Annotated in this window: 15 protein-coding genes and 2 pseudogenes; 7 read left to right on the forward strand and 10 right to left on the reverse strand. The window is 46.5% G+C overall.

Going from position 1 to position 16,031, the window contains the following annotated elements; translation table 11 throughout:
• The first annotated feature begins 138 nt into the window (after window positions 1-138).
• Both FFT88_RS05445 and FFT88_RS05450 read left to right on the forward strand, forming a co-directional pair.
• A complete protein-coding gene (locus tag FFT88_RS05445; RefSeq protein WP_130216102.1) occupies window positions 139-1,125 on the forward strand; it encodes a GH25 family lysozyme in 987 nt (328 codons plus the stop codon).
• 3 nt (window positions 1,126-1,128) lie between these two features.
• Window positions 1,129-3,054, forward strand: a complete 1,926-nt coding sequence (locus FFT88_RS05450; protein WP_135404313.1) for a GH25 family lysozyme — start codon at window positions 1,129-1,131, stop codon at window positions 3,052-3,054.
• A 57-nt stretch (window positions 3,055-3,111) separates the two neighbouring features.
• Here the strand turns inward: FFT88_RS05450 and ynaI are convergent, their stop codons facing one another.
• Window positions 3,112-4,143 carry a low conductance mechanosensitive channel YnaI gene (ynaI, locus tag FFT88_RS05455; RefSeq protein WP_135404314.1) on the reverse strand — a complete coding sequence of 344 codons (1,032 nt, stop codon included), beginning with the start codon at window positions 4,141-4,143 and terminating at the stop codon, window positions 3,112-3,114.
• Window positions 4,144-4,386: 243 nt separating this feature from the next.
• Between ynaI and FFT88_RS05460 the strand changes: the two genes are divergently transcribed.
• Window positions 4,387-4,644, forward strand: coding sequence for a DUF2534 family protein (locus FFT88_RS05460; RefSeq protein ID WP_135404315.1), 258 nt, complete (start codon window positions 4,387-4,389; stop codon window positions 4,642-4,644).
• A 50-nt stretch (window positions 4,645-4,694) separates the two neighbouring features.
• Here the strand turns inward: FFT88_RS05460 and uspE are convergent, their stop codons facing one another.
• The 5 genes and pseudogenes from uspE to FFT88_RS25915 form a co-directional block, all read right to left on the reverse strand.
• Window positions 4,695-5,645: a universal stress protein UspE gene (gene uspE, locus FFT88_RS05465; RefSeq protein ID WP_130208771.1), complete on the reverse strand. Its 951-nt coding sequence runs from the start codon at window positions 5,643-5,645 to the stop codon at window positions 4,695-4,697.
• Between the two features lie 150 nt (window positions 5,646-5,795).
• Window positions 5,796-6,548 (reverse strand): fumarate/nitrate reduction transcriptional regulator Fnr, encoded by a 753-nt coding sequence (gene fnr, locus FFT88_RS05470; protein ID WP_000611911.1) that lies wholly within the window; start codon window positions 6,546-6,548, stop codon window positions 5,796-5,798.
• Window positions 6,549-6,742: 194 nt separating this feature from the next.
• Window positions 6,743-7,258, reverse strand: a complete 516-nt coding sequence (gene ogt / locus FFT88_RS05475; RefSeq protein ID WP_130208908.1) for a methylated-DNA--[protein]-cysteine S-methyltransferase — start codon at window positions 7,256-7,258, stop codon at window positions 6,743-6,745.
• A gap of 27 nt (window positions 7,259-7,285) precedes the next feature.
• A pseudogene (locus FFT88_RS25255) lies at window positions 7,286-7,416 on the reverse strand (AbgT family transporter); the annotation flags it as partial.
• A 274-nt stretch (window positions 7,417-7,690) separates the two neighbouring features.
• Window positions 7,691-7,783, reverse strand: a pseudogene (locus FFT88_RS25915) (AraC family transcriptional regulator); the annotation flags it as partial.
• Window positions 7,784-8,067: 284 nt separating this feature from the next.
• Between FFT88_RS25915 and smrA the strand changes: the two are divergent.
• On the forward strand, window positions 8,068-8,631 hold the full coding sequence (smrA, locus tag FFT88_RS05485; protein WP_130208769.1) for a DNA endonuclease SmrA: 564 nt from the start codon (window positions 8,068-8,070) through the stop codon (window positions 8,629-8,631).
• Between the two features lie 30 nt (window positions 8,632-8,661).
• On the opposite strand, the gene FFT88_RS05490 is transcribed toward smrA, so the two are convergent.
• Complete coding sequence (locus FFT88_RS05490; protein ID WP_135404316.1) at window positions 8,662-9,894, reverse strand: sensor domain-containing diguanylate cyclase; 1,233 nt, start codon at window positions 9,892-9,894, stop codon at window positions 8,662-8,664.
• Window positions 9,895-10,150: 256 nt separating this feature from the next.
• Here FFT88_RS05490 and zntB point away from each other — a divergent pair, with 256 nt between their 5' ends.
• The 3 genes from zntB (at window position 10,151) to dbpA (ending at window position 12,985) form a co-directional block, all read left to right on the forward strand.
• Window positions 10,151-11,134 carry a zinc transporter ZntB gene (zntB, locus tag FFT88_RS05495; RefSeq protein ID WP_130208765.1) on the forward strand — a complete coding sequence of 328 codons (984 nt, stop codon included), beginning with the start codon at window positions 10,151-10,153 and terminating at the stop codon, window positions 11,132-11,134.
• A 274-nt stretch (window positions 11,135-11,408) separates the two neighbouring features.
• Window positions 11,409-11,582, forward strand: coding sequence for a protein YnaL (gene ynaL / locus FFT88_RS25810; protein ID WP_276319618.1), 174 nt, complete (start codon window positions 11,409-11,411; stop codon window positions 11,580-11,582).
• Window positions 11,583-11,611: 29 nt separating this feature from the next.
• Window positions 11,612-12,985 (forward strand): ATP-dependent RNA helicase DbpA, encoded by a 1,374-nt coding sequence (gene dbpA, locus FFT88_RS05500; RefSeq protein WP_135404317.1) that lies wholly within the window; start codon window positions 11,612-11,614, stop codon window positions 12,983-12,985.
• A gap of 126 nt (window positions 12,986-13,111) precedes the next feature.
• Here the strand turns inward: dbpA and ttcA are convergent, their stop codons facing one another.
• From ttcA to ompC, 3 genes are all read right to left on the reverse strand, one after another.
• Complete coding sequence (gene ttcA / locus FFT88_RS05505) at window positions 13,112-14,047, reverse strand: tRNA 2-thiocytidine(32) synthetase TtcA (RefSeq protein ID WP_130216114.1); 936 nt, start codon at window positions 14,045-14,047, stop codon at window positions 13,112-13,114.
• 175 nt (window positions 14,048-14,222) lie between these two features.
• On the reverse strand, window positions 14,223-14,657 hold the full coding sequence (gene uspF / locus FFT88_RS05510) for a universal stress protein UspF (RefSeq protein ID WP_130216116.1): 435 nt from the start codon (window positions 14,655-14,657) through the stop codon (window positions 14,223-14,225).
• A gap of 139 nt (window positions 14,658-14,796) precedes the next feature.
• A complete protein-coding gene (gene ompC, locus FFT88_RS05515) occupies window positions 14,797-15,915 on the reverse strand; it encodes a porin OmpC (RefSeq protein WP_135404318.1) in 1,119 nt (372 codons plus the stop codon).
• Window positions 15,916-16,031 lie beyond the last annotated feature (116 nt).

Below are 16,031 nucleotides of genomic sequence, written 5' to 3' on the forward strand. Positions count from 1 at the left end.
AAATATTTTATTTAAAAGGTGTATTACATACTCCCAATATAAGCTGTGCTTTACTTTTCTTTACAACGCAAGACGTATTGCGTTCCTTGTAAAAATTTTCATTCGCAAACAGACACACAGCTAAAATGGGGTGGTAAAATGAAAAAATCCTTAGCTATTCCTTTAGTTATCTCGTTATTACTCCTTCATTATCCTTCTTTAAGCCTGGCCGCAGAATCACTGCCCGATGCCACGTCGTTGGGGCTGGAAAACTTAACGAATGATCTCTCACGACAAGAATTGTTTGTAAAAATACTGGAATCGGATCCATCTCGTGATAAAGAGTTTGATTCCTTTGCGGTAAAAAAATATTTTAAATTTCCGGCTGATGTCGCTTACGATTCGGTATTGAATCAACCACGACCCAGTTCTTTATTTGGTGTGGATATCAGCCATCATAACGGTAAAAACTTCCCGATCGAACTGTTGGCAAAAAATAAGTCTGTGTTCTTGTATATGAAGTCCAGTCAAGGAACGCGTTATGTTGATCCTGAATTCGCCGGTTTTTGGCAGCGGGCTGGGGATACTGAGCGAGGGATAAAACTTCACCGTGGGGCCTACCACTTTCTTTCCAGTGGCACACCGGCAGACGACGCGGAATTGTGGGGACGCAAGCAGGCAATGACGTTTGTTAAAGTTATTAAAGCCAACGGTGGGTTAAGGGCGACAGATATGCCACCGGCGGTGGATGTTGAGTGGGATGTAGATTCATCAACAGGTAAGGACCGCTGGCAGAAGCGTAAACCCACTGAAATAATCACGATGATCAAGGCATTCACCGCGCAGGTAGAAGCCGATTTAGGGCGTAAACCGGTTATCTACACTGCGCGGGCGTGGTGGAAAGATGCCGTCGGCGGAGAAAAAAGTTTTGCCCAGGTTGCAGAACATAATCTGTGGCTGGCTGATTATTCTAATCAGGCACAGGCCAGCGAAACGCCGCGTTCAATTAACCAGACAAAATGGGCAATCTGGCAGTTTACCGATGCTGCGCAGCTTAATTTGGGATCAAGTCAGAAATTCGATGCCAGTATATACAAGGGCCCGACCGCTGAGTTTTATTCCACTCTGGGTGTGCAGGAGTTTTAAATCATGAACAGGCGATGGCCAAATTTATGTAAAACGGTCCTGGGGCTGTTAATTGCAGGAATATCACTGGGAATGAATGATGTCCGCGCAGATGACATTTGCAAAAATGGCGCAATGGTCCCTGATGAATATTGTCATTTTTTTGTCCACTATGGGCCAGAGAACCCAGGGAAACTGGATATCCGGATCAGTGATGCGTTAAAAATACCCGATCAGGATGCAGCGAAAACGCGTTCCATCGGGTTGATTATTGCAATTTCAAAATATCCACTATTACACGCAGATATTCCGGCAGCCGCGGTGGATGGACAAAGAATGGCTGAATTTCTGATCAACGGACAGAAGTTTGATGAGGTTATTTTACTGAGAGATCAGGAAGCTTCATTAGATAATATTAATTATTTTTTAAAGGAATATCTCCCTGCCAGAGGGATGATGTTTGATAAGAAAGCTCGTTTGTTAATTGCTTATTCAGGTCATGGGCGATTTGGCACTCAAAATGGTAATTCTGATAAGGCACCGGCATTTGTTTTGAGTAATGCTACGGATATCGATGGTTCAAAAGGGATGTATGAAATGCCAGCTTTGAATGCTCAACTCAACATTCTGGCAAAGCGTTATTTCCATATTTTGACTTTAGTCAATGCTTGTTTTGGTTCAGGTCTTTTTGGCATGACAGATGGCGCCGGGAATTCAAACGCGTATAGTAAACCAGGTGCGTATGCGATAGCCGCTGGTGATGATAAAACAGAAGTTTATTCCCTTGAAAAAGACAAAGGCAGTGTATTTTTTGATACCCTTATAAAAGGAGTTGCTGATGGCGTTGCCGATGAACGCTTCGGGAAATCGTATATGGTAAAAATTGATGGTAAAAAGGAATACTACGCGGGCATTACCCGAACATTAAGTTTGTTTATCTATGTGAACGACCAATATATAAAAATCAATGAAAAACTGGACGAGGAAGGGAGAGGAATACATCTCAGTGATGCCTGGATAGGAGCAACAGAAAAACCAGCCGGACCGGGTGGATTCTTCTTTATTAACGATCCTGCGGCCAGTCGTCTGGATAAAAAAACACAATTATCAGCCGGGAATGCAGATGAATTTACGAATGTTGATAAGACCGCATATTCTATTAAAGAACCGCCTACTGCGCCAGATGAACCGAAGAACAAAGATATAACTCCTATTGAAATTCCTTATGGCCCCGTGAGTGCAATTCCCAACCGACCTGATATCCGTATCTTCAAAACACCGGATATTTACCCGATCAGTGGCCATGATATCTCGTCTAACGATGGCGAAATCGACTGGAAATTGTTTCAGGAGAAATCACCTGCGCGTTTTGTCTACGTGAGAGTGGTTGGCTGGAGAGGGCCAGACCCGTCGTTTAAGGCTCACTGGAAGCAATTAGCAGATTCAAAATTTGATCGCGGAGGCTATTTTAAATTTGATTTTTGCCGCACTCCTGAGGCGCAACTGGAAACAGCAAAAAGCCTGCTGCCTGAAGACCCGAAAATGTTGCCTCCCGGTATTTTACTGGTGAATCCAGAAGGTGAAGATTCAACCCAACTGGCTTGTTTTAAAAAATCTGGAATGGTGAATGCACGGAATGATATTTTACGTTTTGCTGCCCTGATGTATAAAAATTACCATAAAATACCAATATTTTATGGCAATCATAATAATTTGTCCCATTTCATGGATAGTCGGTTCGACCAGTATATGGTGTGGATGGGGTATTGGGGACAAGCTGGTGTGAAACTCGAGGGGCGTAATCCCTGGACACTTTGGCAATATTCAGGAAACGAAAAGGTGCCGGGCATTGGTCACAGCACAGAGTCAGAAGTTTTCTTTGGTACTGAAGAACAGTATGCCCAGTTTAAAGCGGGTGAGAATAATGTCGCTCTGGCTGCGGTAAATTGAGGTAATAAATAAAACCGGATGTCGAATATTATTATCGTCATCCGGTTTTGTTGAGTGTTATTTAAGCTGTTCGGGAGGTGTAATATTATCCATATACAGCGTCTGGCTGGGGAACGCAAAATCCGCACCATGCGACTGTACAATATCGATAATTTTCAAATATACGTCCTGCTGGGCGGCAAGCCATTCGGCCCAAACCGTGGTTTTGGTAAAACAATAAACCATAATATTTAGCGACGAATCGGCAAACTGGTTGAAATAAACCAATAGGGTTTGCTGCTGGTCGATGGCGGGATGATTTTTAAGCATTTCGCGTACCGCTTCGACAATAGCGCCCACTTTAGCCGCATCTTCATAACGTAAACCAATGGTCGTAGTAATACGACGGTTGGTCATTCGACCGGGGTTTTCAACGCTGATAGACGAAAACAGTGAGTTCGGCACGTACAGCGGACGATGATCAAATGTGGTGATTTTAGTCATTCGCCAGCCAATTTCTGCCACCGTTCCTTCGATATTTCTATCAGGAGAACGGATCCAGTCGCCAATACTAAAGGGGCGATCAAAATAGAGCATAATGCCGGAAAAGAAGTTGCTCAGAATATCCTTGCCGGCCATACCCACTGCAAGGCCACCAATACCACCAAAAGTCAGCAAGCCTGAAAGGCTCATGCCGAAATGTTCGCCATAGAGCAGAACAATGACGACGATGATGCTGATTTTAATGATACGCGACATAATCCGTGCACTGGTAATATCGCGGCCTTTTTTAATCTGCTTCCGTTCAAACTGATTGATTAGAAGGAATAACTTAACCGTCAGGATAAGGGCTATCAGGGACGTACAGATAAAATCAATAGCGTCCGGTGTGATAAATTTGAGTTTGTAATTTTCAATGACATAATTAATGATGCTACCGACAGCACTGATAATTATGGTGTAGATTAAAAATTGCACTGCGTGGAATAAGAATCCTTTTCTTTTATGATTTCCACGGCGAAACCAAAAGCTCATAAGAATCAATGCTGCGCAGCTACCGAAAATAATGACCAGATTAAGCGCATTATTTGTAAACAGTTCAGCGATCATTGTTTTATCAGGCTCCTCCAGATTGTTGACGTCATGCCGGAAACCCCTGGCGGGGTTATTTTATCGCGATAATTCATGCATATCATCAATAGACAGGGAAGGAAGTAGCAATATTAGCTAATTTATCAACGAGTTGATGATATGTTACGCGACAATCTATTGCTTTCAGGGCAGACAACACCAAAATGTCATGGTATTGTTACACACAAGTAACAAATGGTTTATCTGCAAAAGGATTATATTATGGTCATGGCGAAACTGAAGTCAGCGAAGGGGAGAAAGTTTCTCATAGGTTTGTTGGCGGTTTTCATTATTGCGGCGTCGGTAGTGACTCGCGCGACTATCGGTGGTGTTATTGAACAATACAATATCCCGCTGTCCGAATGGACGACATCAATGTATGTGATTCAGTCATCGATGATTTTTGTCTATAGTCTGGTCTTTACCGTATTACTGGCAATCCCGCTGGGTATTTATTTCCTCGGTGGAGAGGAAAAGTAAGTAAAAGAAAAGGCCCGTAACTTCGGGCCTTGAAAGCAAGTGACGAACGATTAATCGTCGTCTTCGTCATCCAGTTCGACAGGTGTCTGGTATTGGTCGGGTTTAATCACCAGCAGGTCGCAGCGAAGATGATCAATCACTTGTTCCGCCGTATTGCCAAGGAATGCCGCAGAAATACCAGTGCGTCCTACGGTTCCCAGAACCACAATCCCTGCCTGTAAATGCTCCGCTAAATCGGGAATCACTTCTTCCGGTAGACCTTTTTCGACATGCGTCATTTTCTCGTCAATGCTGAATTTCTGCCGCAGGGCTTTCATCGCCAGTAAATGTTGCCCGCGAATAGCATCGTTATAAACGCTTGGATCAAATTCCGGCAGTTCAATCGCAATATTGATGGGGGTTACTGGATAAGCACCAACCAGATGTACCTCGGTGTGGTTGACCTGGTCCGCCAGTTCGATCGTCTCTTTCACCAGTTTTTCATTGAGCGCATTATGATACGGCTCTTCGCTGGCGAGATTCACCGCCACCAGTGCCTTACCCCCTTCCGGCCACGGTTGGTCTTTCACCATCCACACCGGGCTCGGGCATTTGCGTAACAGGTGCCAGTCTGTTGGCGTAAAAATCACCGCTTCCAGGCGGTCATGTTGGTGCGCCATTTTTAGCACCAGATCGTGCCCACCGCTAAGTACTTCCTGAATGATGGCTTCGAAAGGACGGTTATGCCAGACCACTTTAATTTCAATGGGAACGCCAGCGTTAAGATAATATTTCGCCTGCTCGTGGATCCACGCAGTACGCTGACTAATGACGCCCTGACGCATGGCGGTCCGCTCGTCCGGAGAGAGTAGGGTAGTCATCTCGTAAGAGAAGTCATAAATAGGCAAAAAGGCTTTAATTTTGCCACCAATCCGTTGATGCAAATAAACAGCTCGCCGTAATGCGGGTTGATCGTCCTGATTAGGATCGATAACAACAAGCATGTTCTGATACATAGCCATACAGAGTCTCCTTACAACAACTGTCAATGCAGTTTGTATTAAAAGAGTAACCTAGATCTGGTGAATGAAACAGTGATGAACCTTCTGCCAGATCAATAAATGAGAAAAATTTAATGATATGACAGAAGGATAGTGAGTTATGCGGAAAAATCAGGCGACGTTGCGTGTATGACCGGCTAGTTGGGCCAGCGCATCGTTATTTTCGATGGTGATATATTTACCTTTGACTGCCAGCATGCCGCTTTTCTGGAAGCGCCCCAGCAGACGGCTGATGGTTTCAACTGTCAGGCCCAGATAGTTACCGATATCGCCACGAGTCATCGTCAGGCGAAATTCACGAGGGGAGAAGCCGCGTTGGGCAAAACGACGGGACAGATTATAGATAAACGCGGCCAGACGTTCTTCGGCATTTTTCTTCGACAACAGCAGGATCATGTCCTGATCGCCTTTAATTTCGCCGCTCATCAGACGCATCATCTGTTGGCGCAGATTAGGCATTTTACCGGACAGATCGTCCAGCGTTTCGAACGGAATTTCACACACCATCGAGGTTTCCAGCGCCTGGGCGAAGCTTGGATGATGACCGCTGCCTATGGCATCGAAACCCACCAGATCGCCTGCTAAATGAAAGCCAGTGATTTGCTCGTCGCCTTGCTCTGTAATGGTATAACTTTTAATCGTACCGGAGCGGATGGCATAAAGCGATTTAAGTTCATCACCAGCCTTAAACAGCGTCTGGCCTTTCTGAATAGGCTTCTTTCGCTCAATGATATTATCAAGCTGATCAAGCTCATGTTCGTTGAGTGTGAACGGGATGCAAAGCTGACTGATGCTGCAATCCTGGCAATGGATAGCACAACCGCCAGACTGAATGCGCCGTATAATTCGCTTTTCCGGGATCATAGGTCTGCTCAAGCCGTAATTGATATTTGTCAATTTTAACATCTTTTTAGGGAGCAAGTAAGTCTAAGCAAACCTTAACAGCGGAGAATTCCGATAATAGATGTAAATTTATGTCTATCTAATTGAAAAACCTTAGATTGTTAAGGGTAACTTTACGTAAAACTGTGAACACGCAGGCACAAATTGCTTAATGTTTACAGTAAAAGATAACCTTCATGGCGCAATAGCCACTCTTTTCGCTGCACTCCGCCTGCATATCCTGTCATCGTGCCGTTTCGGCCAATGACCCGGTGACAAGGCACCACAATACTGATCGGGTTTGCACCGTTGGCTGCGCCGACGGCACGCGCGGCCCCTGGGCGGCCTAGTTGTTCTGCCAGTTGACCGTAATGCATTACCTGTCCACACGGGATAGTGCGTAGCGTTTTCCATACTTCCCGTTGAAATGGCGTACCGCCGGTGGCAGTGGGTAGGGAATCAATAATGCTTAGATTACCGGCAAAATAATCACGAAGTTTATCGCTTAACCCGCCGGGATTGGTGGCGGAAATACGCTCATAACCTTCTTTGCGATAATGGATGTCCAGCAATTGCACCATGCGATCGCTATACTCTTCCCACTCAACCGCCCGCAGACGAAATTGTTCATCGCAAATAACCCACAGAGGACCCAGTGGCGTGGCAATTTTTTCTTCAAGTAATCTCAGCATCCGTTCTCTCTTAAGATAAATATGGGTAAACACCCCCGGACAAATCAGCAGACCGACAAGATACCACGCAAGCAACATTAGCAGCCATACCACAAGAAGATAAGAGGGTACGGTACGACTAATGAATAGTAGGTACCTGGATTAGTTTCCGGTTTGAACGATAGCGCTGAAGTGGATTTCCGGGCTAAATGCGTCTGCCGCTTCGTTACTTCTCCCGACACCAGCGAGAATGTGGTTTTCTGCAATGCAGACAAATGAATAAAAAAATAGAGTCTGTCGACATCCGCCAGACTCTACAGTACACACAGCAGTGCATCCGCGTCTTGAATCCGGCCTGCTTCCTGTCAGCCGGTGACAGTGTTATAACGGTTTTGCCCATCAGTTGCCAATTTTCTTCAGTGACAGATTTCACGAAAATATAAGTTAAAACGTTCATCTCGTGATTGAATAATCATGCATCGTTAATCGACAGGTGAATTTAGCGGGTGATTAACCTGTGCGGCGTTTAAACATATTGCAGAATGACGTGCTTAAGTATATTTCAGGCGACGTGCAACAAATTACCGTCATCATATATTGGTTGCTTTGATGGACAAATCGCCTTAATTAGGGCCTGTGCAGGCTCACTCCCGGCCTAAACTGTTCGATACTGCAACCAGGCTGGTATAAAATGCCCCGCCTGCGGGGACACTAGCCTGTATGGAGCAAGATGTTGCTTCAACTTGCGAAGTGAACAATGCAGCAAGCATCAGATATATGAACAATTAACCCGTCTGGATCACGACGTGCGAAGGTACATAGGAGGTTACATGAACCTTGACGACAAATCGCTGTTTCTTGACGCCATGGAAGATGTCCAACCACTGAAACGCGCTACTGATGTCCACTGGCATCCTGTGCGTAACCAACGCGCGCCACAGCGTATAGACACGCTGCAACTTGATAATTTCCTCACCACAGGATTTCTCGACATCATCCCGCTAAATCAGCCCCTGGAATTTCGTCGGGAAGGTTTGCAACATGGGGTGATCGATAAGCTACGCAGCGGCAAATATCCGCAACAGGCTAGCCTGAATTTACTTCGCCAGTCGGTGGAAGAGTGCCGCAAAATGGTGTTTAGTTTTATTCATCAGGCGCGGGCGGATGGTTTGCGTAATGTACTTATTATTCACGGCAAAGGCAGAGAAGATAAGTCTCACGCCAACATTGTCCGTAGTTATGTCGCACGTTGGCTGACAGAGTTTGATGATGTACAGGCTTATTGCACCGCGCTACCGCATCATGGCGGCAGCGGGGCGTGTTACGTTGCACTGCGTAAAACAGCGCAGGCGAAACAAGAAAACTGGGAGCGTCACGCTAAACGCAGTCGATAATTCATTGACGCTTCCGCGCTATTGAAAATATCAAGCCGCCAGTACGCGGTTGCGTCCGTCATTTTTCGCCCGATACAACGCATCATCTACGCGTTTAAACAGTTCATCGATGCCTTCATTGCCTTCGTGATGTGCCACGCCAATGCTGACCGTAAAACGCGGTAAGCCAGAAATACTCACTTTTGCCACGCTCAATCGGATAGTTTCAGCGAGAGAAATTGCGGTATCCAGCGGAGTTCTGGGTAATAACAAGACGAACTCTTCACCTCCCCATCGAAACACCATATCGCCTTTGCGAGCGCAGTTTTCGAGCGTACGAGCCAGAGTGCATAAAACTTCATCACCTTTCTGGTGACCGTACAGGTCATTAATATGCTTAAAACGATCGGTGTCGATAAGCAGCAAACTGTAATCCTGAGCGATTGCGAGATGCTGCATCTGGCCTTGCTCGGTGATGTGATAAAATTGTCGGCGGTTAAGTAACCCCGTCAACGCGTCATGGTGAGCCGCGTGTTCCAGTTGTTGTTCCAGCCTTTTTTGCTCGGTAATGTCATGCACGATGCATAACATTAACTTGTCGCCATAAATCTCAATTGGCCCGGCATAAGTTTGCACATGGCGAGTGGAACCATCTGCCAGCTTATGGACAAAGTTAAGAGGTTTATGTCCGCCGGGTAAACGTGAAATTTCATGCATGACAGGCATCACGCGACGCCCAAGAATATTAATTTCCCAGGTGTGTTTCTGACAGATTGTTTCATGGTTATAGCCATAGAAATTGAGTGCGGCCACATTGGCGTCGACAATTTGGCCATCACGCGAGGGATCTATCAACAGCATTGGCGCGGAATTAGTCAGAAAAAAACGCGCATAAAACCCTTGTTTTTTACGCTGATAATTTGCAGATCGGCTGGCTTTTAAGCCCAGACTTGCGGGTGTCTCCATCCCTTCAAATATGATCACTTCCCCAGTATCACTAATCTCTTTGAGGGTTAACCGACAGCTTAGTGCTGTCTCTTCACCATTACGCTTGACCGTGAGAATTTCTACAATATCGAGTTGGTTATGCAGGTCTACGAGATATTTTGGTAGTTCGTTTTGGGAGGAGACGGAATAGAGGCCGGTTCGTAGCTGACTAAAAGTGAGTTCTTGCATCAACAGTTGCGCAGCGCTATTGGCATAAATTAACCGTTCCTCGAAGGGGGAAACGATCCAGACAGGACTGGTTAATAAGTCCAGGGTATTGAAGTTGTGCGTAGTCATTGAAATCCCGTTATTTTTATCAATTTTCTATTGTTATCTGATCGCAAAAATGCCACCACAAATGATCAGATAATTCTGATAATGATAGACGCTATTTAACACTTTACCCCTTTTCTAATCATGAAAAGTATTTTGCTTTCTGTATTTAGTTTTGACAGGATTTTATTAATCATTTCAGGGTAATGGGGTGAGGAGATGTTGCGTAAGATAACCAGAAGACTAGACTACAAAATAAAGCATTGATAATGGAGGCACTGTGGAAACGATTAAGGGAGCGGACATAAATGTACCGGATGCAGTATTTGCCTGGATGTTGGATGGTAAAGGCGGCGTTAAACCGCTGGAAAATACAGATGAGATAGATGAAGAGCATCCCTGCTGGCTCCACCTTAATTATGTGCACCATGACAGCGCGCAGTGGCTGGCAACGACGCCATTGCTCCCAAATAACGTGCGTGACGCGTTGGCAGGGGAAAGCACGCGGCCCAGAGTCAGCCGTCTTGGTGAAGGGACGTTGATTACGTTGCGCTGCATTAATGGCAGTACTGATGAACGTCCCGACCAGCTGGTTGCCATGCGTGTTTATATGGACGGTCGGTTCATTGTCTCGACCCGACAACGTAAAGTACTGGCGTTAGACGATGTAGTTAGCGATCTGGAAGAGGGGACCGGCCCGACTGATTGCGGAGGCTGGCTGGTGGATGTGTGTGATGCATTAACCGATCACTCCAATGAGTTTATAGAGCAACTGCACGATAAAATTATCGACCTGGAAGATAATTTACTTGATCAACAAATTCCGCCGCGCGGTTTCCTGGCACTACTACGGAAACAACTCATTGTTATGCGTCGCTATATGGCGCCGCAGCGAGATGTTTATGCTCGCCTTGCCAGTGAGCGCCTGCCCTGGATGAATGACGATCAACGGCGCCGAATGCAGGATATTGCTGACCGTCTTGGGCGCGGTCTGGATGAGATTGACGCGTGCATTGCGAGAACTGGCGTGATGGCGGACGAAATCGCCCAAGTGATGCAGGAAAATTTAGCCCGCCGTACTTACACAATGTCATTGATGGCAATGGTCTTTTTACCCAGTACATTTTTAACCGGGTTATTTGGCGTTAACCTCGGCGGTATTCCAGGTGGAGGATGGCAATTTGGTTTTTCGCTTTTTTGTATTCTGTTAGTTGTTCTTATTGGTGGTGTTGCTTTATGGTTGCATCGTAGTAAATGGTTGTAACAAAAGCAATTTCACCGGGTTTCTGTATACAAAAACGCCGTAAAATTTGAGCGAGGTCAATAAACTCTCTACCCATTCAGGGCAATATCTTTCACGCAGGTGAATGCAACGTCAAGCGATGGGCGTTGCGCTCCATATTGTCTTACTTCCTTTTTTGAATTACTGCATAGCACAATTGATTCGTACGACGCCGACTTAGATAAGTCGGCTTTTTTTTGTCTGTTATCTGTCAACGTCTACCCTTTAAGAGTCTACCCAATGACCAAAGGGAAATATGATGACACTCATTTATTTGCAAATTCCTGTCCCTGAACCGATTCCTGGCGATCCCGTCCCAGTCCCCGATCCAATCCCTCGTCCACAACCTATGCCCGACCCGCCGCCCGATGAAGAACCGATTAAATTGTCGCAACGTGAGCGTAGATCTGCGAGGATACGCGCCTGCTAACTTTGCGCTGATGACCACGAGAATAGATTGTGACCGCTTTTTCTACCCTGAACGTTTTCCCTCCCGCCCAGCTCACTAACCTTAATGAGTTGGGTTACTTAACCATGACACCGGTGCAGGCCGCCGCACTTCCGGCGATCCTTGCTGGAAGAGATGTTCGCGTGCAGGCGAAAACCGGCAGCGGAAAAACCGCGGCATTTGGCCTCGGGTTGTTACAGCAAATTGATGCGTCGCTGTTTCAGACTCAGGCTTTAGTGCTGTGTCCGACTCGTGAACTGGCGGATCAAGTCGCAGGGGAGTTACGTCGGCTGGCGCGTTTTCTACCAAATACCAAGATCTTGACCTTATGCGGCGGTCAGCCGTTTGGCATTCAGCGCGATTCACTGCAACACGCGCCGCATATCATCGTGGCAACGCCGGGGCGTTTGCTGGATCACCTGCAAAAAGGCACTGTTTCGTTAGATGCATTGAATACGTTGGTCATGGATGAAGCCGACCGTATGCTGGATATGGGGTTTAGCGACGCAATTGATGAAGTCATCGGTTTTGCGCCAACTTCTCGCCAGACGCTTCTCTTCTCTGCCACCTGGCCGGAAGCGATCGCCGCGATTAGCGGTCGTGTACAACGAGATCCCCTGGCGATTGAAATAGACACAACAGATGCTCTGCCGCCTGTTGAACAACAATTTTATGAGACATCCAGCAAGGGCAAAATTCCGTTGTTGCAACGGTTATTAAGTTTGCATCAGCCAGCGTCTTGTGTGGTGTTTTGTAACACCAAAAAAGATTGCCAGGCTGTGTGTGACGCGCTGAATGAAGTAGGGCAAAGTGCATTGTCGTTACATGGCGATCTGGAACAGCGCGATCGCGACCAGACGTTGGTTCGTTTTGCCAACGGTAGCGCTCGTGTGCTGGTAGCGACCGATGTCGCTGCGCGTGGTCTGGATATTAAATCGCTTGAGCTGGTGGTGAACTTTGAGCTGGCGTGGGATCCTGAAGTTCATGTGCATCGTATCGGGCGTACGGCGCGTGCCGGGAATAGCGGTCTGGCAATCAGTTTCTGTGCGCCAGAAGAAGCACAGCGCGCCAATATCATTGCCGACATGTTGCAGATGAAACTTAACTGGCAAACGTTACCAGCCAGCAGGGACATTGTGTCGCTGGAGGCAGAAATGGCAACGTTGTGTATCGATGGCGGGAAAAAAGCCAAAATGCGTCCGGGTGATGTATTAGGCGCGCTGACAGGAGATATCGGGCTTGATGGTGCGGATATTGGCAAAATCACCGTGCACCCAGCGCATGTCTATGTCGCAGTGCGACAGGCGGTTGCTCATAAGACATGGAAGCAGTTACAGGGCGGCAAGATTAAAGGAAAAACTTGCCGGGTACGGCTGTTAAAATAACGAAATGTTGAATTGCCTGATGCAAGGATAAACATCTTCTTCGGCATTGCCGGATGCGACGCGGACCGCGTCTTATCCGGCCTACATGAGTAGCCCGATAAGCTTGCGTATCGGGCGCTATTCTGATTATTTCACTTCAACCACATTCAGGCGCAGTTCATCCAGCTGATTTTCGTCTTCTTCAGGCTGCCAGCCCGCCGGTTGTAGTGGGAGCTCTTCGCGATCAAACGCCAGATCACCGCCGTTAACCACTTCTGAACCGTGGGTAATGCCTTTGAAATCGAAAAGACTGGTATCGCACAGATGAGACGGCACCACATTCTGCATCGCGCTGAACATGGTCTCGATACGTCCCGGATAACGCTTATCCCAGTCGCGGAGCATATCGGCAATCACCTGACGTTGCAGGTTAGGCTGTGAACCGCACAGGTTACATGGAATAATCGGGAACGCTTTCGCATCGGCAAAACGCTGAATATCTTTTTCGCGGCAGTAGGCCAGCGGACGAATCACGATATGTTTGCCATCATCGCTCATCAGTTTCGGTGGCATCCCCTTCATCTTGCCACCGTAGAACATATTTAAGAACAGCGTTTGCAGGATATCGTCGCGGTGGTGACCCAGTGCGATTTTCGTGGCTCCCAGTTCTGTTGCGGTGCGATAAAGGATACCGCGACGCAGACGAGAGCAGAGCGAGCAGGTGGTTTTTCCTTCAGGGATTTTCTCTTTTACGATCCCGTAAGTATTCTCTTCAACAATCTTATACTCAACGCCCAGCTTATCGAGATACTCCGGCAGGACGTGTTCCGGGAAACCTGGCTGTTTCTGGTCGAGGTTAACGGCAACCAGCGAGAAATTGATTGGCGCGCTTTGCTGCAAATTACGCAGGATCTCCAGCATGGTATAGCTGTCTTTGCCCCCGGAGAGGCAAACCATAATGCGGTCGCCATCTTCAATCATATTGAAGTCAGCAATGGCTTCGCCCACGTTACGACGCAGACGTTTTTGCAATTTGTTGAGATTGTATTGTTCTTTCTTACTAATTTCTTGATTTTGCGACATTTAATAGCGACTCAATTCGTTATATGGCATCAGAAAAGTATGCGTCATGCCGGAACGCCCAGCATAAGAAATCTGATATAAAAACTGTGGCGTGTATGGTACGGATTAGAGGGGAAAATGTCAGCACATTTGCGAAATGAATCAAAAAGCCCGCAGCGGTCTGCGGGCGTTAGTGTTAGCGCACGACCAGCACTGAGCACTCTGCGTGACGTACTACGGCAGCGGCGTTAGAGCCGAGCAGGTAGGTGGTGATATCCGGTCGATGAGAAGCAATGATTATCATGTGAGCAGGGATTTTTTTCGCCATTTCCAGAATACGGTCTTTTGGCGAACCTTCTTCAACATGGACATGCACTCTGTCAGTCGGCAGTTTGAATTTTTTAATGACTTCTTCCAGTTGCGATTTGGCTTCCGCTTTCAGGTCATCCATTGCCGGTAACTCTGCGGAATACGCTAATCCCAGAGAGGCATAGTAGGGTAGCGAAGGTATTACCGTCAGGAAATGAACCTCTGCATCATCAATCTTTGCCTCTGCCTCAACGTGGCTAATCACACGTTGAGTTAATTCTGAATCTGAAATATCGATAGGGACAAGAATCGTTCTGTTCATAAAACCTCCTGTTTTAGTATCCGCATAAAGTGTAACGCCAGATGACTCATTTTGTGTAATGACGGAGTTCACATTTTTAATTTAGATCAAGGGAGGATAAATATGAAGAAAATGCCCGCCAAACGGCGGGCAGGCAAGATTAAAACTGGTATACCAGACCTAAAGCAACGATATCATCGGTAGAGATACCGTTCGCAGCGTAGAAGCTGTCATCCTCATCTAGTAGGTTGATTTTATAATCAACATAGGTGGACATGTTTTTGTTGAAATAATATGTTGCGCCAACGTCGGCGTATTTAACCAGATCTTTATCGCCATCAGTACCGACCAAATCGTTGCCTTTAGACATCAGGAAGGAGACAGCCGGACGCAGGCCAAAATCAAACTGATACTGGGCAGTAACTTCAAAGTTCTGGGTTTTGTTGGCAATCGTATTTGCTGAATTGCCGTAAGGCGTCATGTTACGGGTTTCAGAGTACATGGTTGCAAGGTAGATATTGTTAGCATCGTATTTTGCCCCTGCCGTCCATGCGTCAGCCTTATCGCCTTTTGCAGTAGAGAATTCAGCCTGTTGGTTGGTACGATCAGAACTGGTATACGCAGCACCAATGCTCACCCCCATACCTAAGTCGTAGGTAGAGGAGATACCGAAACCGTCGCCATTGGCATTCTTAATATTACGACTGCCACCGTTTGCAGTACCTTCTTGCTCATGACTAACCTGGTTTTCGTTCGCTCCCTGATACTGTAACGCAAAGTTCAGGCCATCAACCAGACCGAAGAAATCGGTGTTACGGTAGGTCGCGACGCCGTTTGCACGACCGGTCATATAGTTATCGGCTTTGGTATAAGAGTCGCCACCGAATTCAGGCAGCATATCTGTCCAGCCTTCGATGTCGTACATCACACCATAATTACGACCATAGTCAAATGAACCGAAGTCACCAAATTTCAGACCGGCAAATGCCAGACGAGTCCAGGAGTCGCCTTTATCATTTTCAGAGCCATTAGCCTGAACGTTATATTCCCATTGACCATAACCAACCAGTTGATCGGTAATTTGAGTTTCGCCTTTAAAACCAAAACGTACATAAGTTTGATCGCCATCACTATTCGCATTATCAGAAAAATAATGCAGGCCATCGACTTTGCCGTACAGGTCTAATTTATTGCCGTCTTTATTATAAATTTCTGCTGCATGTGCAGCACCTGCGGCGAGCAGGGCAGGGATTAAGAGCGCCAGTACTTTGCTTTTCATTGAATAAATCCTTTAGTTATTTTATTTGACTTAATTTCCCCTGTTTGGGGAATGAAAACATCCTAAAGGAGAAGTTCAGTTAGCAGATAAATATCATTTGTTACGCCTTAAGTAAA

Origin of the sequence: Escherichia sp. E4930, from assembly GCF_005845405.1 — a bacterium.
Taxonomy (GTDB): Bacteria; Pseudomonadota; Gammaproteobacteria; order Enterobacterales; family Enterobacteriaceae; genus Escherichia.